Annotated in this window: 22 protein-coding genes; 13 read left to right on the top strand and 9 right to left on the bottom strand. The window is 65.5% G+C overall.

What is annotated here, in order from left to right; translation table 11 throughout:
- Positions 1-198 precede the first annotated feature (198 nt).
- Positions 199-1,044, bottom strand: coding sequence for a cell envelope integrity EipB family protein (locus QRQ56_RS03900; RefSeq protein WP_438737712.1), 846 nt, complete (start codon positions 1,042-1,044; stop codon positions 199-201).
- A gap of 248 nt (positions 1,045-1,292) precedes the next feature.
- On the opposite strand from QRQ56_RS03900, the gene QRQ56_RS03895 reads away from it, so the two are divergent.
- From QRQ56_RS03895 to QRQ56_RS03880, 4 genes are all read left to right on the top strand, one after another.
- Positions 1,293-1,760 (top strand): RidA family protein, encoded by a 468-nt coding sequence (locus QRQ56_RS03895; RefSeq protein ID WP_014494672.1) that lies wholly within the window; start codon positions 1,293-1,295, stop codon positions 1,758-1,760.
- A 6-nt stretch (positions 1,761-1,766) separates the two neighbouring features.
- Entirely contained in the window at positions 1,767-2,513 is a 747-nt protein-coding gene (locus QRQ56_RS03890; RefSeq protein ID WP_438737711.1) for a glycerophosphodiester phosphodiesterase, read from the top strand.
- 177 nt (positions 2,514-2,690) lie between these two features.
- Entirely contained in the window at positions 2,691-3,932 is a 1,242-nt protein-coding gene (locus QRQ56_RS03885; protein WP_438737710.1) for a GNAT family N-acetyltransferase, read from the top strand.
- 50 nt (positions 3,933-3,982) lie between these two features.
- A complete protein-coding gene (locus tag QRQ56_RS03880; RefSeq protein WP_438737709.1) occupies positions 3,983-4,411 on the top strand; it encodes an HIT family protein in 429 nt (142 codons plus the stop codon).
- A gap of 184 nt (positions 4,412-4,595) precedes the next feature.
- Here QRQ56_RS03880 and tsaA read toward each other — a convergent pair whose 3' ends face one another.
- The 4 genes from tsaA to QRQ56_RS03860 all read right to left on the bottom strand — a co-directional run bounded on the left by tsaA (position 4,596) and on the right by QRQ56_RS03860 (position 7,325).
- Positions 4,596-5,087, bottom strand: a complete 492-nt coding sequence (gene tsaA / locus QRQ56_RS03875; protein WP_438737708.1) for a tRNA (N6-threonylcarbamoyladenosine(37)-N6)-methyltransferase TrmO — start codon at positions 5,085-5,087, stop codon at positions 4,596-4,598.
- A gap of 32 nt (positions 5,088-5,119) precedes the next feature.
- Complete coding sequence (locus QRQ56_RS03870) at positions 5,120-5,470, bottom strand: AzlD domain-containing protein (RefSeq protein ID WP_438737707.1); 351 nt, start codon at positions 5,468-5,470, stop codon at positions 5,120-5,122.
- Positions 5,467-6,207, bottom strand: a complete 741-nt coding sequence (locus QRQ56_RS03865; protein WP_438737705.1) for an AzlC family ABC transporter permease — start codon at positions 6,205-6,207, stop codon at positions 5,467-5,469. Before QRQ56_RS03865 ends, QRQ56_RS03870 begins: the two co-directional genes overlap by 4 nt.
- A gap of 215 nt (positions 6,208-6,422) precedes the next feature.
- A complete protein-coding gene (locus tag QRQ56_RS03860) occupies positions 6,423-7,325 on the bottom strand; it encodes a transglycosylase SLT domain-containing protein (RefSeq protein ID WP_438740057.1) in 903 nt (300 codons plus the stop codon).
- 156 nt (positions 7,326-7,481) lie between these two features.
- On the opposite strand from QRQ56_RS03860, the gene QRQ56_RS03855 reads away from it, so the two are divergent.
- Positions 7,482-8,531: a TRAP transporter substrate-binding protein gene (locus QRQ56_RS03855; RefSeq protein ID WP_438740056.1), complete on the top strand. Its 1,050-nt coding sequence runs from the start codon at positions 7,482-7,484 to the stop codon at positions 8,529-8,531.
- A 68-nt stretch (positions 8,532-8,599) separates the two neighbouring features.
- Entirely contained in the window at positions 8,600-9,238 is a 639-nt protein-coding gene (locus tag QRQ56_RS03850) for an HAD family hydrolase (RefSeq protein WP_438737704.1), read from the top strand.
- 52 nt (positions 9,239-9,290) lie between these two features.
- Here QRQ56_RS03850 and QRQ56_RS03845 read toward each other — a convergent pair whose 3' ends face one another.
- Positions 9,291-10,331: a phenylacetaldoxime dehydratase family protein gene (locus QRQ56_RS03845; RefSeq protein WP_438737703.1), complete on the bottom strand. Its 1,041-nt coding sequence runs from the start codon at positions 10,329-10,331 to the stop codon at positions 9,291-9,293.
- A 28-nt stretch (positions 10,332-10,359) separates the two neighbouring features.
- Positions 10,360-11,376, bottom strand: coding sequence for a carbon-nitrogen hydrolase family protein (locus QRQ56_RS03840; RefSeq protein WP_438737702.1), 1,017 nt, complete (start codon positions 11,374-11,376; stop codon positions 10,360-10,362).
- A gap of 197 nt (positions 11,377-11,573) precedes the next feature.
- Between QRQ56_RS03840 and QRQ56_RS03835 the strand changes: the two genes are divergently transcribed.
- From QRQ56_RS03835 to QRQ56_RS03810, 6 genes are all read left to right on the top strand, one after another.
- Positions 11,574-12,530, top strand: a complete 957-nt coding sequence (locus QRQ56_RS03835; protein ID WP_438737701.1) for a helix-turn-helix domain-containing protein — start codon at positions 11,574-11,576, stop codon at positions 12,528-12,530.
- 39 nt (positions 12,531-12,569) lie between these two features.
- Entirely contained in the window at positions 12,570-12,860 is a 291-nt protein-coding gene (locus QRQ56_RS03830; protein WP_438737700.1) for a hypothetical protein, read from the top strand.
- A gap of 115 nt (positions 12,861-12,975) precedes the next feature.
- The gene (locus tag QRQ56_RS03825; RefSeq protein ID WP_438737699.1) at positions 12,976-14,001 is read left to right on the top strand and encodes an aldo/keto reductase; all 1,026 of its coding nucleotides are present in this window, start codon (positions 12,976-12,978) and stop codon (positions 13,999-14,001) included.
- A 67-nt stretch (positions 14,002-14,068) separates the two neighbouring features.
- The gene (locus tag QRQ56_RS03820; RefSeq protein ID WP_438737698.1) at positions 14,069-14,230 is read left to right on the top strand and encodes a hypothetical protein; all 162 of its coding nucleotides are present in this window, start codon (positions 14,069-14,071) and stop codon (positions 14,228-14,230) included.
- 132 nt (positions 14,231-14,362) lie between these two features.
- Positions 14,363-15,784, top strand: coding sequence for an MFS transporter (locus QRQ56_RS03815; protein WP_438737697.1), 1,422 nt, complete (start codon positions 14,363-14,365; stop codon positions 15,782-15,784).
- 131 nt (positions 15,785-15,915) lie between these two features.
- A complete protein-coding gene (locus tag QRQ56_RS03810) occupies positions 15,916-16,377 on the top strand; it encodes a translation initiation factor 2 (RefSeq protein ID WP_438737696.1) in 462 nt (153 codons plus the stop codon).
- A gap of 71 nt (positions 16,378-16,448) precedes the next feature.
- Here QRQ56_RS03810 and clpA read toward each other — a convergent pair whose 3' ends face one another.
- The gene (gene clpA / locus QRQ56_RS03805; protein ID WP_438737695.1) at positions 16,449-18,857 is read right to left on the bottom strand and encodes an ATP-dependent Clp protease ATP-binding subunit ClpA; all 2,409 of its coding nucleotides are present in this window, start codon (positions 18,855-18,857) and stop codon (positions 16,449-16,451) included.
- A gap of 283 nt (positions 18,858-19,140) precedes the next feature.
- Entirely contained in the window at positions 19,141-19,473 is a 333-nt protein-coding gene (gene clpS, locus QRQ56_RS03800) for an ATP-dependent Clp protease adapter ClpS (RefSeq protein ID WP_026202494.1), read from the bottom strand.
- Positions 19,474-19,957: 484 nt separating this feature from the next.
- Between clpS and QRQ56_RS03795 the strand changes: the two genes are divergently transcribed.
- Entirely contained in the window at positions 19,958-21,304 is a 1,347-nt protein-coding gene (locus tag QRQ56_RS03795) for a pilus assembly protein TadG-related protein (protein ID WP_438737694.1), read from the top strand.
- Positions 21,305-21,372 lie beyond the last annotated feature (68 nt).

Raw genomic sequence — 21,372 nt, 5'->3', positions numbered from 1 at the left:
CGAAGCAATCCAGAATCCTTCCGCGGAAAGACTCTGGATTGCTTCGCTACGCTCGCAATGACGGAGGAGATTGGCAGAACAACTTTCGCTGTCATTCCGGGGCGGTCCGCAGGACCGAACCCGGAATCTCGAGATTCTCAGGCGCGCAATTGCGCGCCGTAGTTCTCGCTCCGCGAGCCCCGGAACGACGGCTGGAGCTCAATTACAGGGCTTGCTGTCCTTGACGTCGAACTTGCCCATCGCGCCGGAGATGACGAAGTCGTTGTAATCGAGCACGAGCTGGCGCGAGACGCCGTTCTCATACAGCTCGAACGCCATCGCATAGACCGGCGTCTGCTCGCCTTCCTTCTGCTGGGCGTCGCGGTCGAAATAGCTGACGGTGACGGGCCAGCGCTTGAGCGATTTCATGTGCTCGTCGGAGGTCGATGCATCCGGCGCGGCGGTGCGTTCGGCGGAGATCGGCTGGCCGATCACGGTCAGCGTATTGTAGACCTTCTGGCCATCGTCGGAGCCGTCATAGACCGAGAGCTCAAGCAGCGACTTGCCGTCCTTGGCGGCGGCGATGATGCGCTGGATCTGCTCGGTCGGGAACACGATCTTGCCGTCGAGGGTGAAGCTCTTCGGCGACGGCAGCTTCAGCTTGACGTTGATGTGGTCGCCGTCGCGCTCGGCCGTGCCATCGACCCGGCCGGCATCCGCCTCGTTCATCCGCGTCTCGATCTTGAAGCGGTAGCTTTTTCCCGCGGCGTCTTCCCAGGAATTGGAGCGGAGATCGCTGAGCGTGACCTTGCCCTCGCCGCTGTCGAGCTCGGACACTTGGCGGAATTCGGAGGTGTAGCCCTCGCACGAGCTTCCGGCGAAGTTGTAGAGGATGCGGCCGCGCGCGTTGTTGACCGAGTTGGAGCGCGATTTCACGAGGCTGAGGTCATAGAGCGCCTGATGCGACAGGAACGGACCGTTGGCGGCATTTGCGCTTTCGCCAAGGCCGAAACCGGCCGCCGCGAGCGCCATCACACCGAGCGAAGTCCGGAAAAGGTGCACCATGTCTCATCCTTGGGGACGCCTCCTTGGGGAAGCGCAGATTCGACATTTTAATGACCGTTCCATTGCGTCGCAACTGAGGCCGTTTCACGTAAAGTTGCGGCCCTGCCATTGAACCGGCCGCCTCGGCTCGACATGGGACGGCGCCGCGCGGATTGCTTGCATGCGGCGGCCCGATGGGCGAAACAGGGCGCGCCCGGCCCTTTTGCGAACGCGCCGGGGCGATTGATTTTTGGACAACGAGGTCGGACATGGCGGGCACGGTCGAGCAGAAGCTGGCGGAACAGGGCATCAAGCTGCACGAGGCCCCCACCCCCGTCGCCAACTACGTCCCGTTCGTCCGTACCGGCAATCTGCTGTTCGTCTCCGGCCAGGTCTGCTTCGATCCCGCGGGCAAGCTGATCGCCAAGGGCAAGCTGGGCGCCGGCGTGTCGATCGAGGACGGCGCCGCCGCCGCGCGCGGCTGTGCGGTCAATTTGCTGGCCCAGGTCAAGGCAGCGCTCGGCGACCTCGACAAGGTGGTGCGCGTGGTGCGCCTCGGCGGCTTCATCAATTCGGCGCCGGACTTCCTCGACGGGCCGAAGGTGCTGAACGGTGCCTCCGACCTCATGGTCGCGGCCTTCGGTGACAAGGGCCGCCATGCCCGCACCACCGTCGGCGTCGCCTCGCTGCCTGCCGATGCGGCGGTCGAGGTCGAAGGCGTGTTCGAGGTCGCCTGACGGACAATGCGCGCTCCGGATTGGCTGACAGCCCGGCCGGTCGCCCATCGCGGCCTGCATGACATCTCTCGCGGCATCGTCGAAAACATGCCGGGCGCAGTGCAAGCTGCGGTCGCCGGCAATTTCTCGATCGAGGTCGATATCCAGCTCTCCGCCGACGGCGAAGCCATGGTGCATCACGACCATGCGCTGGGCCGCCTGACCGAGGCCACCGGCGACGTCGTCTCGAAGACGGCGGCGGAGCTGAAGGCCGTCAGCTTCAGGGATACGGACGAGCGAATGATGTCGCTGTCCGACCTCTGCGCCATGGTGGCCGGCCGCGTTCCGCTGGTGATCGAGGTGAAGAGCCATTTTGACGGCGACCGCAAGCTGGTGAAGCGGATGGCCGAGGTGCTCTCGTCCTATCAGGGGCGTGCCGTCGGCATGTCCTTCGATCCCGACCAGGTGCTGGCGCTGCGCGAGCTGTTGCCCACCCGCCCGCGCGGCATCGTCGCGCAGCGCAGCTATGAGGACGATTACTGGGCCAAGCTCACCCAGGCGCAGCGCGACAGCATGCTGTACCTGCGCCACGGCCTCCAGACCCAGCCGCACTTCGTCGCCTTCAAGGTCGACCATCTGCCGGCCCCAGCCCCCTGGATCGCCCGCAATGTGTTCGGCTGCGCCCTGCTGGGATGGACCGTGCGGACGGCGGAGCAGCGGACCCGGGTGGCGCAGTATGCAGATCAGATGATCTTCGAGGGGTTCGTGCCGTAGGGGGCCGGCCACCGCTCTCTCCACGTCATTGCGAGCGCAGCGAAGCAATCCAGGATCCCTCAGCGGAGAGACTCTGGATTGCTTCGTCGCAAGGGCTTCTCGCAATGACGCGGTGGGGGCGCCAGACTCCCTCCCCACCCCTTGAAGTCGCTGCTGCAATGCACGATCTTGGGCACGATGGCATCATCCGAAATCACGCTCGAGGCCGTACCTTCGATCGACAATGTGTCACCGGAGGATTGGGACGCCTGCGCCAATCCCGGCGGACGGTGCCTTGGGATTGGCCACGAAACCTCATCCGCCCTCCCAGGCGATTCCCTCGGCCTGTTAAAGCCCGCCTATAACCCCTTCGTCTCCCATGCATTTCTGTCGGCGGCTGAGAAATCAGGTTCGGCGACGATCCGCACCGGCTGGGGCCCGCGGCATCTGGTGGCCAAGCTCGACGGCCGCGTCGTCGGAATCGTGCCCTGCTATCTGAAATCGCATTCCCAGGGCGAATATGTCTTCGACCGTGGCTGGGCGGACGCCTATGAGCGCGCCGGCGGGCGGTATTATCCCAAGCTCCAGGTCTCGGTTCCCTTCACCCCGGCGACCGGACCGCGCCTCCTCGTCCGCGACGGCGTCGATCGCGAGCGCATCATGGAGGCGCTGGTGAGCGGCCTCATGGCACTGTGCGGTGTCAGCAAGGCCTCCTCGGTCCACGTCACCTTCGCTCGGGAAACCGAATGGAAGCTGCTCGGCGAGCACGGCTTCCTGCAGCGCACCGACCAGCAGTTCCACTGGCACAATGAGGGCTTTACCGGCTTCGACGACTTCCTGGCCACGCTGAACTCGCGCCACCGCAAATCGATCAAGCGCGAGCGGCGTGATGCGCTGGCCGCCGGCATCACCATCCACTGGCTCACCGGCAAGGACATCACCGAGGACGCCTGGGACGCCTTTTTCATGTTCTACATGGAGACCGGCTCGCGCAAATGGGGCCGGCCTTATCTCACGCGGGAATTCTTCTCGCTGATCGGTGAGACCATGGCGGAGGACGTGCTGCTGGTGATGGCCCGCCGCAACGATCGCTGGATCGCGGGCGCCATCAACTTCATCGGCTCGGACACGCTGTTCGGCCGCAACTGGGGCGCGGTCGAGCATCACCCGTTCCTGCATTTCGAGGTCTGCTACTACCAGGCGATCGACTTCGCCATCAAACGCGGCCTTCGCCATGTCGAGGCCGGCGCGCAAGGCGAGCACAAGATCGCGCGCGGCTACCTGCCGCGCACCACCCATTCCGCGCACTTCATCGCCGATCCCGGCTTGCGCCGCGCCATCGCCGATTATCTCAAGCGCGAGCGCGCCTATGTCGCCGAGGCCGGGCGGGAGCTCGCCGAGCTCGGCCCGTTCCGGAAAGGCGCCGACGAGGCGCCTTGACGACCCGCCGTGGCTGGTGACAGTAGGGCAAACTCTCGGGAGCCGCCGTCATGACCGCCTACGACATCAACAACATCTTCGCAAAAATCCTGCGCGGCGAGCTGCCCTGCCACAAGGTCTACGAGGACGAGCACGTCTTCGCCTTCCTCGACATCATGCCGCGCGTCCCCGGCCACACGCTGGTGATCCCGAAGGCCCCTGCCCGCAACATCCTCGACATAGCGCCCGACGACTACGCCCACGTCGCACGCGGCGCGAAGAAGATCGCTCTCGCTGCAATGACGGCGTTCAAGGCCGACGGCATCACCGTGCAGCAGTTCAACGAGGCGGCCGGCGGACAGGTGGTGTTTCACCTGCACATGCACGTCATGCCGCGCCACGACGGCGTCGCCATGCTTCCGCCGGCAAGCCGCAAGGAAGACGTCAAGGTGCTGGAAGAGAACGCGACCAAGCTGATCGCGGCGCTGAAGGCGGGGTAGCCCCGTAGCCCGGATGGAGCGCAGCGCAATCCGGGGGACTGTTCCCGCATTCCGCTTCGCTCCATGCGGGCTACAATCTGTCCGCGTCATTGCGAGGAGCCCTTGCGACGAAGCAATCCAGGCTGCCTCCGCAGAGGCACTCTGGATTGCTTCGCTACGCTCGCAATGACGACGTGGAGAGACGTTACTCCGTCTGAAAGTCCCCGGCCTGCGGCGCGGCCAGTGGCGTGAACTCGCAGCGGTCCGGCTTGATGTCGATCAGCGGCGTGTTGTCGATGCAGTCGAGCCCGCGCACCAGGATGGTGCTGGCCTCGATGGCGACCAGCTTCACGATCGACGTGCCGATCGGATTGGGCCGCACCGGCGAGCGCAGCGAAAAGGTGCCGCGGGTCTTCTCGTTGTTCTTCGGGCTCTGCAAGATGATGTCGCGGCGCGACTGGTCCAGCCAGTAGAGCACTTCGAGGTTGCTGTAGAAATCGACCCCCTTGATGGCCGGCACGAACGGCTCGAAGATCTCGAGCCGGCAGATCGGGCCGTCCTGACGCCCCTGCCGCGGCGTCTCCAGCCGCGACGTCCAGGGCGTGCGGATGCGGCCAATGAAGATGAGACCGGCGTCTTGCGTCGGCGGCAGCTCGATGGCGACCTCGCCCTCGCGGAGCTCCTGTTCGCGAACCATAATTCCTATTCCCTGGCTGTTCGCCGGGAGTTTTAGCCCAACCAATACTTGCCGGCCAGCATGAAGACTTCGCCGGCCACGACGCCCGCGAAGATCGAGCGGCGGGCGAGCAGGAACACGACGAGGCCGGCGCCGACCGCGCCGTAGCGTAAGCCATCAGGCACGCTGGCGAGTGCGCCCGGCGGCTGGACCACGATCTGGGCGATGACACCGGCGAGGATCGCGGTGGCGACCGCCCTCACCCAGACCAGCAATTCGGAGCCTTCGTCGATGCCGCCGCCGAACCACAGGCCCAGCATGCGCCAGATCTGGTTGGGAACGACGCCGGCCACGAACAGCACGACGAGCGCCTGCCAGTCGCCGATGAGCTGCGCGTAATTCATGCGCGCACCTCCCGCCACCAATGCACGCCATAGGCGATCGTGCCGGCAACGAGCCCGCTGACGAGGATGTCGAGGCCGGAGTTCATCTTCGCGGCGAGCGGATAGAGCAGGACGCCGAGCGCCAGTGCGACCACGTCGGAGGCCTCGCGGCTGTTGCGCGCGGTCGAGAACAGGAAGGACAGCGGCGTCAGCATCAGGATCGCGGCACCGAGCGTCTGCGTCAGGTTCGCGGCGAGGAAGTAGCCCACGGTGTTGGCGGTGAGGCACACCGAGACCAGACCGAAGCCGAGTCCATTGACGAAGGCGATCCGCCGCTCGCGCGGCACCTGCGGCAGGAAGCGATGGCATTCGACCCACAGCGTCACGGCCGTGAGATGCGCCGCGAAGAACAGTTCACGCCGCTTGGTGGTCGGCGTGCGCATCAAGGGCAGCACCGAGACCACCATCGGAAACAGCCGGATCGCGCTGACCGTGACCGCAATCGCCGACTGGATGATGGTGGCGCCGGAACCGAGCGTGGTGATCAGGATGATCTGCGCCGGGCCGGCCCAAACGAACAGCGTCGAGCAGAGCGCCCAGAGCAGGCTGAAATGGGTGTCGTGTGCCAGCGCGCCGATGCCGAGATAGGTTGCGAACAGGACGAGCGTGAGGATCGTCTGCGTGACCGAGCGCAGGCCCCACCCGAAGGCAAGCCAGGAACTATTCCATTGCGGTGAATCGAGCGGAGGAAGCGCCACGGGTGCTTTGGCTGGTGAGGAATCGTGGCTGCATAACGGGCGACGCGGCGTCTGCCGTCAAGGAAACGCGCGGCGGGGCTGGCATGCGTGGCACACCCACCGCCGTCATTCCGGGGCGCGCGAAGCGCGAACCCGGAATCCATTGAGCGATACGGACCGCGGAGAGATGGATTCCGGGCTCGCGCCAAGTGGCGCGCCCCGGAATGACAGCTCACCTACCCCGCAACACCCTTGTTTTTCAGCACGAAGCACGCGCCGCCTGCTTTCCGGATCCGGTTGCATAGATCATCGGCCTCGCTGCGCGTCTCGGTGCCGATGCGCACCTGGTAAAACGCGCGCGTGCCGCGGCTGCGCATCACCGAGCTCAAGAGGCTGGGATCGTGGTCACCGATCACCGTGCTGAGACGCGTGACGGCGCGGGAATACATCGCCAGCGCCCTGTTGCGGTCGAAGCCGGCGGCAAGCTGCACGCCCCAGGCCTTTGCGGCCGCGAGCTCGACATGCTGCTCGAGCTCGGCGACGAACGCATTCGGCGCGCGCTTGAGCAACGCCATCAGATCGCTGCAGCTCGTCGGCGGCGAGCTTGGCGGTCCGCTGCCGGTCGCTCCCGCCTTGGCCCAGGCATCGACGCCCGTGCCCGTGATGGCGTAGACGTAGTTGCGGGTCTGCTCCGGCATTCCGCCGGTTCCGGCGAGCCATTCCTGCACCCGGCGTGGCCCGGCGTTGTAGGCAGCGGCCGCGAGGCCGAGATTGCCGAATTGCTGGCGCAGCTCGTTCAAGAACTCCGCCGATTTCGGCAGCGCCTGCACCGGATTGAACGGATCGAGCAGCCCGCGCTCGCTCGCCGTGCCCGGCATGAACTGCGCGATCCCCTGCGCATGCTCGCCGCTGCGCGTGGTGGGACCGACCGCATCGGCCTGGAAACGGCTCTCCTGCCAGATCACGCGCGCAAAGAACTCCAGCGGCAGATTGTTGTCACGCGCGGCCGCCTCCACGATCAGGCAGATCGACTCCCGCGTATCGCTTTCGCGCGCCTCAAGCTTCTCCGGCGGCTTCGTAGGTCCCTCGGCACCCGGCAAGGGGGCATCGGCCTTGGGAGGATCGCCGTCCGAAGCCATAGCCGGTGACGTCAAGACGAGCAGCATGATGACGATGCTGGACGCAATCTGCAGCCATTGCGTGCAGGCATGGCGGTGGCGCCCGCGGGCGCGGCGTGCGACAAGATGATCTGCCATGCTGGGGCATGGTGCCATGGTTCGACGAGTTGCCAATTGATGTTGCCTGACCTGCCTTTTCCAATGCGCTCCCCCGCCAAACGGATCCGCTCCATTCTCGCCGTCGTCGCCTGGATCGCGCTGGTCCTGAACGTCGCACCGGCCCTCGCTCAGGGGGCCGCTCAAGTCACCTCTCAGATCATCTGGCAGATGACCACGGAATACCCCGAGAATAACATCTCCGGGATCGGGCTTGCGACCTTTGCCAGCCGCGTGTCCGAACGCACCCACGGCTTCGTGACCGTGACCAATGCCTTCGACAACAAGCTCAAGATCAATTCCGGCGAGATGCCGCGCGCCGCGCTCGATGGCCGGATCGCCGGCGGCGATGCCTTCGCCGGCGCGCTTTCCGGCGTCGATCCGGCGCTCGGCCTGTCCACCCTTCCCTTCCTGGTGCAGTCGGTCGAGCTTGCCCGCGCCACCAATCTGCGGGCACGCCCGCTTTACGAGAAGGCGCTGGCGGCACGCGGCCTCAAGCTGCTTTATCTCACGATCTGGCCCGCCACGGGGCTTTGGTCGGAGCGTGCGCTGCAGGGCGCCGACGATCTCCCCACGCTGAACTTGCGGGCCTACGACGCCAATTCCAGCGAGGTGATGCGCTCGGCTGGCGCCAATGCGCAGTTCCTGCCGATGGATGCCGCGCTCGCAGGATTGAAGGAGCATCGTCTGAACGCCTTCCTCACCTCCGGCGACGGCGGCGCGGGGCGCAAGCTCTGGGACTTCCTGCCGCACTTCACCGCCATCAACTATGCGATGCCGGTCTCGATCGCATTCGTCCGCAGCGACGCCTTTGCCGGACTGCCCGAGCCGATGCAGCGCGAGGTGATGGCCGCCGCTTCCGAGACCGAGCAAAGCCAATTCGCGCTCCTGGCCCACCGCACCTCCGAGAATTATGCGCGTATGCGCGACAACGGCGTCGCCATCGCCGAGCCGGCACCGCCATCCCTACTCGCCGCCCTGCGGAAGGCGGCCACGGCCACGGTGACCGCCTGGGAGGCGCAGGCCGGCGCGGATGCCGCCGGGATCGTCGCGTGGACCCGACAGCAATGAGCTATCTGCTCTTGACTTGAAGGCCGATCCAACTAGCAACGGGCGGTATCAACCGTGGACCCGGCGGCATGGCGACGATCTTCTTCGACCTCGACGGCACCCTGACCAACCCGAAGCCGGGAATTACGCGCTCGATCCAGTACGCGCTGGAACGGCTGGACGTCGCGGTCCCGAGCGAGGACGAGCTGACCTGGTGCATCGGCCCGCCGCTGCATGCCAGCCTGAAGAAGCTCACCGGAACCGACGAGCTCGCCGACCGTGCGCTGCTGCTCTATCGCGAGCGCTTCAGCGATGTCGGCCTGTTCGAGAACGAGGCCTATGCCGGCATCGTGGACACGCTGACGACGATCGCCACGACCAACCAGCGGATGTTCGTCGCGACCAGCAAGCCCGCGGTCTACGCCACGCGCATCGTCGATCATTTCGGCCTGAAGCCGTATTTCGAGCGCGTGTTCGGCTCCGAGCTCGACGGCACCCGCGTCGACAAGCGCGACCTGCTGCGCTACGCGCTCGACGAGACCGGGGCCGATGCCGGCAGCGCGATCATGATCGGCGACCGCAGCCACGACGTGGTCGGCGCACGCACCAACGGCATGACCGCGATCGGCGTGCTCTATGGCTATGGCAGCGAGACCGAGCTGCGGGACGCCGGCGCGCATCACATCTGCGCCGCGCATCCCGAGCTGCTCGGCCATTGCAGAGCGTGATCCGGAAAAGTGTGCAGCGGTTTTCCGAAAAGATCACGCTCAAGCAATAAGCCTAGCCGCTGACGGTCTCCACGGACGCAAGCATCCCCGTCTTCGGGTGACAGTTCAGATATTCGAAGAATTGCTCGTCCGCGGCCGCCACCGTAACCTCGTGATAGAGCCGCAGCTTCGCTGACGGTCCGAGCGTGGACAGGTATTTCATCGCCGCACCAAAAATCCGGACATGGCTCGGATGTGACTCCGCCCAGCGCTCCAGCGCCGCAAGGCTTTTCCACCAGCTCTGACCGTAGGACTTTTCGCTGGCGCTGCCGTCGGCCGCGAGCACATTCATGTAGCGATTGGCATAGCAGCCGATCGCAAGGCCGTCGTCGCGCAGGAAATCCATGCCCTCCCGCAGCACCGGCTCGACATCGTCGAGGTAAAGCTTCCGCTCTGCTGCCTCGGTATCGCTCCAGTCCTGCCCGGACCGGATCAGGCAGAGATTGTCGTGCGCCTTCACGCGCAGCCGCGCGCCGTCGCGGATCAGCTCGGGATTACCACCCGGCGACATCGGATCGACCTGCGACAGCGGGATGCGATCGCGCATGCCGCCCCAATAGGCGTGCTCCTGAACTTCGCCGCTCATGCCCGCGGCGATGGCCGCGACGCCCTCGCTGCGGTCGGCCGATGAGAACAACGTCTCATGCCGCGCCACGGTGGGGCGCAGCACCTCGATGAAGGTGCCGATGCCCTCGCGCTGCCGTCCGGTCCAGGCCTCGCGCGCCGCCTCGAACCAGCCATCAAAGCGCGCGATGTCGTCCCAATAGCCCACCGAGACGATGGTCTCGTACCCGGCCTGATCGACATGGTGCGCGCGATCCCAGTGCGAAGGCCCGCCCGCCGCCGCGAATAGGCGTGCGATGTCGACGAGTGCCTCGGTCGCCGCCACCGGCGCCGCGCCGCGATGCTGCACGCCGAAATAAGCCATCACGACGCGGCTCACGCCGGGCTTATAGCGCGCGACGAAGGACGGGTATGGCGGCTGGTAGTCGTCCGGCACCCGCTTGTGGCGCGTGCGCGGGGTTTCGAGATGCACAGGAATTGCTGACTCCATGATCATGCCCTCCCCTCGATCACCCTGATCAACTCGCCGCCGCGGCAATGTCCGCCGGCTCGACTGTGTCTACTGGCAACGCGAACTGCTCGACGCGCTGGTATCGCTTCTTGTTGAGCAGCAGCCGCGTCACGTCGGGACGCGAATAATGTCCGGCCGGGTCGGCAGCATTCTTGGCGACGCCGATGGCGCCGAGATCGATCTCGGCGATCAGCAGACCCTCCTGGTCCGGCGCGAGCTTGTCGCCGATCTGGCTGCCGTCGGGGCCGTAGATCGCGGCGAAGCCGCCGCCGGCATGCAGCAGCGCGTGCTTGTCCGGCCGGTCGCAGAGCTCGTCGATCATGGCCTGCGAGACCGTCGCGCAAGGCGCCAGCACGAAGCACGAGCCCTCCACCGCATAGACCCGCGAGGCGGCGTTGTTGACCTCGGCGCCCAGCGCCGGCGCGAAGGGATCATAGAGCGAGAAGCTCGGCCAGGCCGCGACATGCACCTGCTCGTTCTGGGCGTACATCGCGTATTTCGACAGCGGCTGGAGATGCTCCCAGCAGCACAGCGCGCCGAGACGGCCGATGTCGGCCCGCGCATGCACGGCAAGATCGCTGCCGTCGCCCTCGCCATAGACGGTGCGCTCGGCATGGGTCGGCCGCAGCTTGCGGCGCTTGGCGATGGTCTCGCCGTCGGGGCCGATCAGCCATTGCGCTAGATAGAGGCTGCCGCCGTCGCGCTCGGACAGGCCGATCACGGCGGTGAGCTTCGCCTTGCGCACGGCATCGCGCAGCCGTTCGGCCTGCGGGCTGTCATAGGCCAGCGAATTGTCGAAATAGCGCTGCACGAAGCCGCGCCCGATCGCCCAGGCCGGCGAATCCATCCAGATATGCCAGGGGTAGCCGGGGATGAAGGCCTCCGGGAAGGCGATCAGCCTGGCGCCCTTCTCGGCGGCTTCCCTGATCAGTGCGATCGACTTGTCGATGGAGGCGTCGAGATCGAGCCAGGCGGGCGCCGCCTGCACCACCGCAACCTTGTATTTCGGATGTTCGATGCCCATTGCCGCCTCCATTGCCGGTTGATCGGAAGCCGTCTCCGATGCAGTCTATTGGGCCAAAGCGGGCGGCCGGGCGCTCGACCGCGGCGGAACAAAAACTCGACTGGAAGGGATCGCCGCCCGGTACGGAACTTGCCTGCGTTCTGGCTGGCCTTGGGCCGACTAGCGATCTTTGCGGATGTGAAAGGGAGGCTGTCCAAATGCCAGTCCAGTTCACGACAGACGATAGCCCGGGCTATCGCCGGCTGGCGCTGTGGCAGGACATCGTCTGCGACGTCTTCGTCGGGCTCGACTGCAAGTCCGATCTCGGCAGCGCCTTTCGCGGTTCGGTGACGCAGGCGCAGCTCGGCAAGGCCGTCTGCTCCGAGGTCTGCTCCGATCGCCAGCATGTCTTCCGAACGCCCTCCCGCATCGCTCGTTCGGATCAGGATTTTGTTCTCGTCGCACTCGGTCATCGCGGCGATGGCGGCGTGGTACAGGACGGCCGCGAGACCGTGATCCATCCCGGCGAATTCGCGCTTTACGACACCACGCGTCCCTATGAGCTGAAGTTCAACGACCCCTTCACGCAGTCCATCTTCAAGGTGCCGCGCGAGATGCTGCAGCGCCGGTTGGGTGCCACCGAGACGCTGACCGCGATGTCGTTCGGCGCAGAGGCTCCGCTCGAGCGGCTCGCCTATGATTTCATCTTCCGGCTTTGCCAGAGCGCCGACCGGCTCGCCCCCGACAACGCGGCGGCCCTGTCGGAGCAGGCCGTCGACCTGCTCGCGATGGCGCTGAGCGAGCGGCTCGGCAAGGCCTCGCTGCCGTCCTCGACCCACCGCTCGGCGCTGCTCTACCGGCTCAAGGCGCACGTCCGCGCCCACCTCGCCGATCCCGACCTCTCGCTCGCCGAGACCGCCGCCGCGCTCGGCATCTCCTCGCGTTACGTCAACGACCTTCTCGCCGACGAGGAGACCTCGTTCCAGCGCTTCGTCCTCGCCGAGCGCCTCGCGCAATGCCGGCGCGACCTCGCCTCGCCGCTGCTCACACACCGCCATATCAGCGAGATCGCCTTCGCCTGGGGCTTCAACGACCTCTCGCATTTCGGCCGCGTCTTCCGCGAGCATTTCGGCATGTCACCGCGCGACTTCCGGCAGAGCCAGCTGCGGCATTGAGGCAGCTATCTCTCCAAGCCTTCGCCCTGGACGAAGGCTGTGCTCGCCAATTCCAGATTGTCTAGTCGCGCGGCCTGCATCAGGCTGGCGCGCATGAGAACTGAGACGACGATCCGCGGAACGGAGCTGTTGCTGGGCGTCATCGCGATCCGTCTCGCGGTACTGGTCGTGGTGGGATGGGGTTTGACCTTGCTGCCGCAGCAGGCGCGCAATCGTGAGCCCGGCTGCGCTGCCTTGTCCGTCGCAAGCAACGGCGCGACACGCGCGGAAAAGACCGCCAGCCCGCGCATCGTCGATGCCGCGCTCGACGATATGCTTCGGCACGATTAGGGCGTTCCCAAGCAAGGCCGCTATGTGGCCGCGTGATAGGACAAGGCGCTCGCTTGCGCTAACCTTGGTGCCAAGGCCGTAACCATCAACCAGCGGCCAGCCGAGGAGCACATCGATGGAATACCGACGCTTGGGCCGGTCCGGCCTCATGGTGCCCGCCTTGAGTCTCGGGACCGGCACGTTCGGCGGCGTCGGCCGCCTCGCGGCGTGGGGCACGACGGATGCGACCGAAGCGCGGCGGCTGCTCGACATCTGTCTCGAGGCCGGCGTGTCGATGTTCGACACCGCGAACGTCTATTCGCTCGGCGAATCCGAACGCGTGCTCGGCGAGGCCATCAAGGGCCGCCGCGACAAGGTGCTGGTCTCGACCAAGGCCACATTCCGCCTCGGCGATGGCCCCAACGACATCGGATCGTCGCGGCAGAATCTGCTCAGGGCTATCGATGCGTCGTTGAGCCGGCTCGGCACCGACTACATCGATCTGTTCCAGCTTCACGGCTTCGACGCCTTCACCCCGCCCGAGGAGGTGCTCTCGACGCTCGACGTGCTCGTGCGCGCCGGCAAGATCCGCTACGTCGGCGTCTCGAATTTCTCGGGCTGGCACGTGATGAAGTCGCTCGCCGTCGCCGACAAGCACGGCTTTCCGCGCTACGTCGCCAACCAGACCTACTACTCCCTGATCGGGCGCGACTATGAATGGGAGCTGATGCCGCTCGGCCTCGACCAGGGGCTCGGCGCCGTGGTCTGGTCGCCGCTCGGTTGGGGCCGCCTCACCGGCAAGATTCGCCGGGGGCAACCGAAGCCCGAGGTGAGCCGGCTGCCGAAGACGGCCGAGTTCGGCCCGCCGGTGCCGGATGAGCACGTCTATCGCGTCGTCGATGCTATCGACGAGGTCGCGAAGGACACCGGCAAGAGCGTCACGCAGATCGCGCTGAACTGGCTGCTGCAGCGCCCGACGGTGTCGACGCTGATCATCGGCGCGCGCAACGAGGCGCAGCTGCGCGAAAATCTCGGCGCGGTCGGATGGTCGCTGAGCCCGGAGCAGATCGCAAAGCTCGATGCGGCGAGCAAGGTGACGCTGCCCTATCCCTACTGGCACCAGCGCACGACCTTCACCGACCGGAACCCGCCCGCGGTCTAGGACCCTTGAGCTGCATCAAGCCCGCTTGCGTCGGCCGTGACATTCTGCGGCCGTCGCGAGGCCCCCGATGCGCCGATTTGCCATGAAGGCCCTGTTCATGGTCCTCAACTTCAACCGCGCCGAGCGGGAGCGGATCGATTGGGATCGCATCGTCATCATCGCTTCGACAGCGGTGACGTTCGGCCTCGTCGCGCTCTACATCTTCGGAAAGTCGACAGCTCGCTGGTAGGCCTTCGGAGGCCGTCCAGGCGCCTGTTTGCCGCGCTGCTACGGGAACTGCACGTATCCTGACGGGTTGCCGTCCATCCTGCAATTTCCTATGCGGAGACCAATCACGGCCCGAATCAACCGCGCCTCCATCATGTCGTCCGCTCCCATCGAACATGCCGACGGCCTGCCGCAGCCGCAGCGCAACCAGGCGGTGCTGACGATCGCGCTCGGCATCGTCATGGCCGTGGTCGACAGCGCCATCGCCAATGTCGCGCTGCCGACGATCGCGGCCGACCTCGACGCGAGCCCTGCTTTCTCGATCTGGATCGTCAACGGCTACCAGCTCGCGATCACGATCTCGCTGCTGCCGCTGGCCTCGCTCGGCGAGATCGTCGGCTATCGCCGCGTCTATCTGGCCGGGCTCGTGCTGTTCACGCTGGCCTCGGCCTTCTGCGCGCTGGCGCATACGCTGCCGCTGCTGACGGTCGCGCGCATCCTGCAGGGCTTTGGCGCCGCCGGCATCATGAGCGTCAATTCGGCGCTGGTGCGCTTCACCTATCCGCGCAGCCAGCTCGGCCGCGGCATCGGCCTCAACGCGCTCGTCGTCGCTTTCTCCGCCGCCGTCGGCCCAACGCTCGCCGCAGGCATCCTGGCGGTCGGAAGCTGGCCCTGGCTGTTCGCCATCAACGTGCCGCTCGGCGCGGTGACGCTGCTGGTCGGCCTGCGCAGCCTGCCGCACACCAAGCCGGCCAGCCATTCCTTCGACTGGCAGAGCGCGGGGCTGTCCGCGATCACCTTCGGCGTCGGCATCGCCGCGGTCGACAGCGTCGGTCATGGCGAGGCGGCGATCACCTGCCTGATCCAGTTCGCCGTCGCGCTCGTCGCGGGCGCGATGCTGATCTATCGCGAGACCCACATGGCCTCGCCGCTCCTCCCCGTCGATCTGTTGCGCATCCCGGTGTTCGCGCTGTCGATTGCGACCTCGATCGCCTCGTTCTGCGGGCAGATGCTCGCCTTCGTCGCGATCCCCTTCTACCTGCAGAGCCGCTTCGGCTATTCGGCGGTGCATATGGGCCTGCTGATCACGCCATGGCCGATCGCGGTGGCGTTCGCCGCGCCGCTGGCGGGTCGCCTGGTCGAGCATTATCCGGCCGGCCTGCTCGGCGGCATCGGGCTGACGCTGTTCGCCTGCGGCCTTGCCGCGCTCGCCCTGCTGCCGGCGGCCCCGACGCCGTTCGACGTGATCTGGCGCATGGCGCTGGCGGGCGCCGGCTTCGGCCTGTTCCAGACCCCCAACAACCGCACCATGATCGCAGCCGCCCCGCGCGAGCGCGCCGGCGGCGCCAGCGGCATGCTGGGCACGGCGCGCCTGCTCGGCCAGACCACGGGCGCGGCGCTGGTGGCGCTGCTGCTCGGACGGTATCCAGTTGAGGGGACCCGGCTGGCACTTTTCGTGGGCGTCGGATTTGCGCTCTGCGGCGCCGTCCTCAGCATGCTGCGGCTGTCTCCGGCCGGCGCGCGCGGCGCCGAGCACGTCCGCGTCAAGGACGATCAGCGCCTGCGCGGCGACTGACGAAGCTCCCGCCCTCCGGTACCACCGTTCCCGTGCACAACCCCTGCGTGGCTTAACTATCCGGACTAATGACTACTTGCCCTCGCGCTCCGGTTGCGATTGATTGGCGTCGGGGAAATAAAGGGGCATCCATGCGTTTAGTGGGAATTTTGGCGCTCGGCGTCATGCTGGGCGGCTGCGCGTCCGTCACGCGCGGCACGACCGAGAATATCAGCATCTCATCGTCACCCTCTGGTGTGGAGGCCGTGGTCACCGGGCTTGAGGTGCCGACAACCTGCACGACACCTTGCGCCATCGTCGCCAAGCGTAGCGCCGACATCACGATCACCTTCGAAAAGGAAGGCTATCAATCCCAGACGGTGCAACTCACCAAGGAAGTGTCGGGCACGGGCGCCGCCGGCTTCGCCGGCAATCTCCTCGCCGGCGGTGTCATCGGCATGGGTGTCGATGCCGCGACGGGTGCGGCCACCGATCACAAGCCCAATCCGGTCATCGTGACGATGCAGCCATCGGCCCCTCCTCGTAGCGCGCGACCAGCCGCGCCGAAGAAGCCGCGGGCACCGGCGGCACCGCCGCCCGATACCGGGACGTAAGGATCACAACCATCTCCGAAACAAAAAGGCCGGCTTTTCAGCCGGCCTTTCGATTCATGATGCGCGCTGGATCAAGCCTTGACCAGCGGACCCTTGGAGGTCGGCCCCTTCGAGCCGCCGGGGCCGCCCGGCTTGGACTTGCCCGGCGGGCGCTTGCGGGCGCCGGGCAGCTTCTCCTGCTTCGGCGTGACCGGGCCCTCGACGAACTCGAAGCCGATCTTCTCCTTGGTCTCGTCGGCCTCGTCCTTGACGAGAACGACGCGAACGTGGCCACCGCCCTTGAGCTTGCCGAACAGCACCTCGTCGGCCAGCGGCTTCTTGATGTGCTCCTGGATCACGCGGGCCATGGGACGCGCGCCCATCTGCTCGTCGTAACCGTGCTGGACCAGCCAGGTCTTGGCAGGCTCCGATAGCTCGATGGTGACGTCGCGGTCGCCGAGCTGCGCCTCGAGCTGAAGCACGAACTTCTCGACCACGGTGCCGATCACCTCGACGCTGAGATGGCCGAACGAGACGATGGCATCGAGACGGTTGCGGAATTCCGGCGCGAACTGCCGGTTGATCGCCTCGTGGTCGTCGCCTTCCCGCTTCGAGCGCGTGAAGCCGAACGCCTGCTTGGCCAGATCCGAAGCACCCGCATTCGTAGTCATGATCAGGATCACGTTGCGGAAGTTGACCTGCTTGCCGTTGTGGTCGGTGAGCCGGCCGTGGTCCATGATCTGGAGCAGCACGTTGTAGAGATCGGGATGCGCCTTCTCGATTTCGTCGAGCAGCACCACGCAATGCGGATGCTGATCGACGCCGTCGGTCAGCAGACCGCCCTGGTCGAAGCCGACATAGCCGGGAGGCGCGCCGATCAGGCGCGACACGGTGTGCCGCTCCATGTATTCGGACATGTCGAAGCGCAGCAACTCGACGCCGAGCGACGCCGCGAGCTGTTTTGCCACTTCCGTCTTGCCGACGCCGGTCGGGCCCGAGAACAGGTAGCAGCCGATCGGCTTCTCCGGCTCGCGCAGGCCGGCACGTGCCAGCTTGATCGAGGCGGCGAGCGACTCGATCGCCTTGTCCTGGCCGAACACGGTGCGCTTCAGGGTCGTCTCGAGATGCTTGAGCACCTCGGCATCGTCCTTCGACACGCTCTTCGGCGGAATGCGGGCCATCGAGGCGATCGTGGTCTCGATCTCCTTGATGCCGATGGTCTTCTTGCGCTTGTTCTCGGCCACCAGCATCTGCGCCGCACCGGATTCGTCGATCACGTCGATCGCCTTGTCCGGCAGCTTGCGGTCGTGGATGTAGCGCGAGGAGAGCTGCACCGCAGCCTCGATCGCCTCATTGGTGTACTTCAGGCGATGGTAGTCCTCGAAGTACGGCTTGAGGCCCTTGAGGATCGCGATGGCGTCCTCGACCGTCGGCTCGTTGATGTCGATCTTCTGGAAGCGCCGCACCAGGGCGCGGTCCTTCTCGAAGTGCTGACGGTACTCCTTGTAGGTGGTCGAGCCCATGCAGCGGATCGTGCCCGAGGCAAGCGCGGGCTTGAGCAGGTTCGAGGCATCCATCGCCCCGCCCGACGTCGCGCCCGCACCGATCACGGTGTGGATCTCGTCGATGAACAGGATCGCGTTGGGATGCGCCTCGAGCTCCTTGAGCACCTGCTTGAGGCGCTCTTCGAAGTCGCCGCGATAGCGCGTGCCGGCGAGCAGCGTGCCCATGTCCAGCGAGAACACGGTGGCAGCTGCCAGAACTTCCGGCACCTCGCTGTCGACGATGCGCTTGGCGAGGCCCTCCGCGATCGCGGTCTTGCCGACGCCGGCCTCACCCACGAACAGCGGATTGTTCTTCTGCCGGCGGCACAGCACCTGGATCGCGCGGTTGATCTCGGAATTGCGTCCGATCACCGGGTCGATCTTGCCGTCACGCGCCTTCTTGTTGAGGTTGACGCAATAGGTCTCGAGCGCCTCGCCCTTCTTCTTGGCGTCCTCGGTCCCCTTGGCTTCGGTTTCCTCGTCGACGCCGCGCACGGGCCGCGCCTCGGAGACGCCCGGCCGCTTGGCGATGCCGTGGCTGATGTAGTTGACGGCGTCATAGCGCGTCATATCCTGCTCCTGCAGGAAGTACGCGGCATGGCTCTCGCGCTCGGCGAAGATCGCGATCAGCACGTTGGCGCCGGTCACCTCTTCGCGACCCGACGACTGCACGTGGATCACCGCGCGCTGGATCACGCGCTGGAAGCCGGCGGTCGGCTTGGCATCGTCGGCGCCATCCGTCACCAGATTCTCGAATTCGGTCTCAAGATAATTCACGAGGCTCGTGCGGAGCTTGTCGAGATCGACGCTGCAGGCACGCATCACGGCGGCTGCGTCGGAGTCGTCGATCAAAGAGAGCAAGAGATGCTCGAGCGTCGCGTATTGGTGATGACGCTCGTTTGCGATCGCCAGCGCACGATGCAGGGATTGTTCAAGGCTTTGAGAAAAAGTCGGCATTCGCGTCCTCTATGGCCCCCATCATCATGGTCGTGATCGCCCGGTCAGGCAACAACAACCTTTGTCACATATAGTTATACAAAGCCGCGGCAAAAGACCGGTTCCGCGACTCGGCGGCGACACACCCACGGTATTTTCGATGCAAAACCCGTTCCGATTTGGGCAGAACTACCCATCTGGGCAGGGTTGACGCCGGCGCCGATGTTCACCGGAATCATGCGGCAGGATGTGCTGCCACCACACACCACGCGAACAGAACCACTCTAAAGAACGCGAACGGCGACTACTTCTTTTCCATCACGCATTGTAACGGATGCTGGTGCTTGCGGGCGAAATCCATCACCTGCGTCACCTTGGTCTCGGCGATCTCGTAGGTGAACACGCCGCACTCCCCGATGCCGTGATGATGGACGTGCAGCATGATCTTGGTCGCGGCCTCGATGTCCTTGTTGAAGAACTTCTCGAGCACGTGGACGACGAATTCCATCGGCGTGTAGTCGTCGTTCAGGATCAGCACGCGGTAGAGGTTCGGTCGTTTGGTCTTGGGCTTGACCTTGGTGATGACCGAAGTGTTCGGACCCGAGGGATTGCCCGAACGGTTCTCGTCATTGCTCATGCGAGGAGCGTAGGCAGCGGCTGGCGCGGACAGGTCGAGTCTGGAAGTCAATTGCGGCATGGCTCAGGCGTTCAAATTCCCCACGGAAGCGAATGGCGGTCGCCGCGCGACTCCGCCTTCGGAGCCTGGCGCAGGCGCGCCGCCTCGTTGGATCGCCGCTCCCGACAAATCCGGTCAGAGCCGGATTGTTCGCCAGCAATATGGGCCTGCCTCCGGCCCGCCGCAAGCGCGCAAAGGTCAGGCCTATGCGGCGACAGGGCGGTCCCGATTCCCGGTCCGGGCGATCTGGCCAAGGTTAATCAATCCGGACCGATTTGACAAAAATTTATGCCCCGCCGGTGAGGCCCTGTTCACCAGGAACCCGGTCATTTGATGCGATTGCGACGTTTCGCCCGAAATACCCCGGACTTCTACGGTCCAATTTACCAAGCATTCAATGGCATGGCGCGAAAACGGGCAAATCCTGGGATTTCGGGGGATCGTCATGTTTCGCTCGCCGCTTGTCAGCTTGATCGGTCGACGGCTCGCCCGCTTCGCAGCGGCCGAACAAGGCAATATCGCCGTGATCTTCGCCATCGCGCTGGTCCCGGTGCTGAGCCTCGTCGGTGCCGCCGTGGATTACAGCCGCGCCATCCAGGCCCGCACCTCCATGCAGGCGGCCCTCGATTCCGCCGCCCTGATGCTGTCCAAGGATCTGTCGTCCGGCACCATCACGACGTCGCAGATCAGCACGAAGGCGCAGGCCTATTTCAACGCGCTGTTCACCGGCACCTCCACCCTGCCCTCGGTCACGGTCGCCGCCACCTATACGGCGAGCACCAGCATGGGCTCGACGATCCAGCTCACGGGCACCGGCACCTACACGACGAGCTTCATGAAGATCGCCGGCTTCCCGAAGCTCGGCATCGGCACCACGTCCACCAGCGCCTGGGGCAACGTCCGCATGCGCGTGGCCATGGTGCTCGACAACACCGGCTCCATGGCCCAGGACGGCAAGATGGAGGCGATGCAGACGGCGGCGAAGAACCTCGTCGACCAGCTCAGCACGCTCGCAAAGGCCGATGGCGACGTCTACATCTCGATCGTCCCATTCGCCAAGGACGTCAACGTCGGCGCCAGCAACTACAGCAAGGACTGGGTCGATTTCAGCGATTGGGATGCCGTCAACGGCAACTGGACTTGCACCGCGGGCAACAACTGGAATTGCAACAACTGGAAATGGGTGCCGGCCAATCACAGCGGCTGGACCGGTTGCGTGGTCGATCGCGATCAGGACTACGACACCAAGAACACCACGCCGACGAGCGGCAATGTGGGGACGCTTTTCCCCGCCGAGCAGTATTCCTACTGCGCCTCCGGCAGCTCGTCCTATCTGCAGCCGGTCATGCCGCTGAGCTACGATTGGAGCTCGCTCAAGACCCGCATCGACGCCATGAAGCCGACCGGCAACACCAACCAGGGCATTGGCCTCGCCTGGGGCTGGATGACGCTGTCGACCGGCAATCCCATGAACGCGCCGGTCAAGGACACCAACTACACCTACAAGGAAGCGATCGTTCTGCTCTCCGACGGCCTGAACACCCAGAACCGCTGGTACAGCAACGCCGCGCAGATCGACGCGCGACAGAAGAAGCTGTGCGACAACGCCAAGGCCGAGAACATCACGATCTACACGGTGCAGGTGAACACCGGCAGCGATCCGACCTCAAGCGTGCTGCAATATTGCGCCAGCAGCACCGACAAGTTCTATCTCGTCACCTCGGCCAGTCAGACCGTCTCGGTGTTCAAGGACATCGGCACCTCGCTGTCGAAGCTGCGCGTGGCGCGCTGAGCCAGCGACCGCCCCAAACAAAAAGCCCGGCTGTTTCAGCCGGGCTTTTCGATTCCAGGATGTCCTGA

It is taken from the genome of Bradyrhizobium sp. U531 (assembly GCF_051710265.1).
In the GTDB taxonomy this organism is placed as follows: Bacteria; Pseudomonadota; Alphaproteobacteria; order Rhizobiales; family Xanthobacteraceae; genus Bradyrhizobium.
This window is presented reverse-complemented; position numbering and strand designations above follow the sequence as displayed.

Bases quoted from the DNA above. Each gene is read 5' to 3' on its own strand.
- QRQ56_RS03900 (WP_438737712.1), bottom strand. From the start codon at position 1,044: ATGGTGCACCTTTTCCGGACTTCGCTCGGTGTGATGGCGCTCGCGGCG.
- QRQ56_RS03880 (WP_438737709.1), top strand. From the start codon at position 3,983: ATGACCGCCTACGACATCAACAACATCTTCGCAAAAATCCTGCGCGGC.
- QRQ56_RS03825 (WP_438737699.1), top strand. From the start codon at position 12,976: ATGGAATACCGACGCTTGGGCCGGTCCGGCCTCATGGTGCCCGCCTTG.
- QRQ56_RS03855 (WP_438740056.1), top strand. From the start codon at position 7,482: ATGTTGCCTGACCTGCCTTTTCCAATGCGCTCCCCCGCCAAACGGATC.
- QRQ56_RS03870 (WP_438737707.1), bottom strand. From the start codon at position 5,470: ATGAATTACGCGCAGCTCATCGGCGACTGGCAGGCGCTCGTCGTGCTG.
- tsaA (WP_438737708.1), bottom strand. From the start codon at position 5,087: ATGGTTCGCGAACAGGAGCTCCGCGAGGGCGAGGTCGCCATCGAGCTG.
- QRQ56_RS03845 (WP_438737703.1), bottom strand. From the start codon at position 10,331: ATGGAGTCAGCAATTCCTGTGCATCTCGAAACCCCGCGCACGCGCCAC.
- QRQ56_RS03885 (WP_438737710.1), top strand. From the start codon at position 2,691: ATGGCATCATCCGAAATCACGCTCGAGGCCGTACCTTCGATCGACAAT.
- QRQ56_RS03895 (WP_014494672.1), top strand. From the start codon at position 1,293: ATGGCGGGCACGGTCGAGCAGAAGCTGGCGGAACAGGGCATCAAGCTG.
- QRQ56_RS03820 (WP_438737698.1), top strand. From the start codon at position 14,069: ATGCGCCGATTTGCCATGAAGGCCCTGTTCATGGTCCTCAACTTCAAC.
- QRQ56_RS03890 (WP_438737711.1), top strand. From the start codon at position 1,767: ATGCGCGCTCCGGATTGGCTGACAGCCCGGCCGGTCGCCCATCGCGGC.
- QRQ56_RS03850 (WP_438737704.1), top strand. From the start codon at position 8,600: ATGGCGACGATCTTCTTCGACCTCGACGGCACCCTGACCAACCCGAAG.
- QRQ56_RS03795 (WP_438737694.1), top strand. From the start codon at position 19,958: ATGTTTCGCTCGCCGCTTGTCAGCTTGATCGGTCGACGGCTCGCCCGC.
- QRQ56_RS03840 (WP_438737702.1), bottom strand. From the start codon at position 11,376: ATGGGCATCGAACATCCGAAATACAAGGTTGCGGTGGTGCAGGCGGCG.
- QRQ56_RS03835 (WP_438737701.1), top strand. From the start codon at position 11,574: ATGCCAGTCCAGTTCACGACAGACGATAGCCCGGGCTATCGCCGGCTG.
- clpS (WP_026202494.1), bottom strand. From the start codon at position 19,473: ATGAGCAATGACGAGAACCGTTCGGGCAATCCCTCGGGTCCGAACACT.
- QRQ56_RS03815 (WP_438737697.1), top strand. From the start codon at position 14,363: ATGTCGTCCGCTCCCATCGAACATGCCGACGGCCTGCCGCAGCCGCAG.
- QRQ56_RS03860 (WP_438740057.1), bottom strand. From the start codon at position 7,325: ATGGCTTCGGACGGCGATCCTCCCAAGGCCGATGCCCCCTTGCCGGGT.
- QRQ56_RS03810 (WP_438737696.1), top strand. From the start codon at position 15,916: ATGCGTTTAGTGGGAATTTTGGCGCTCGGCGTCATGCTGGGCGGCTGC.
- clpA (WP_438737695.1), bottom strand. From the start codon at position 18,857: ATGCCGACTTTTTCTCAAAGCCTTGAACAATCCCTGCATCGTGCGCTG.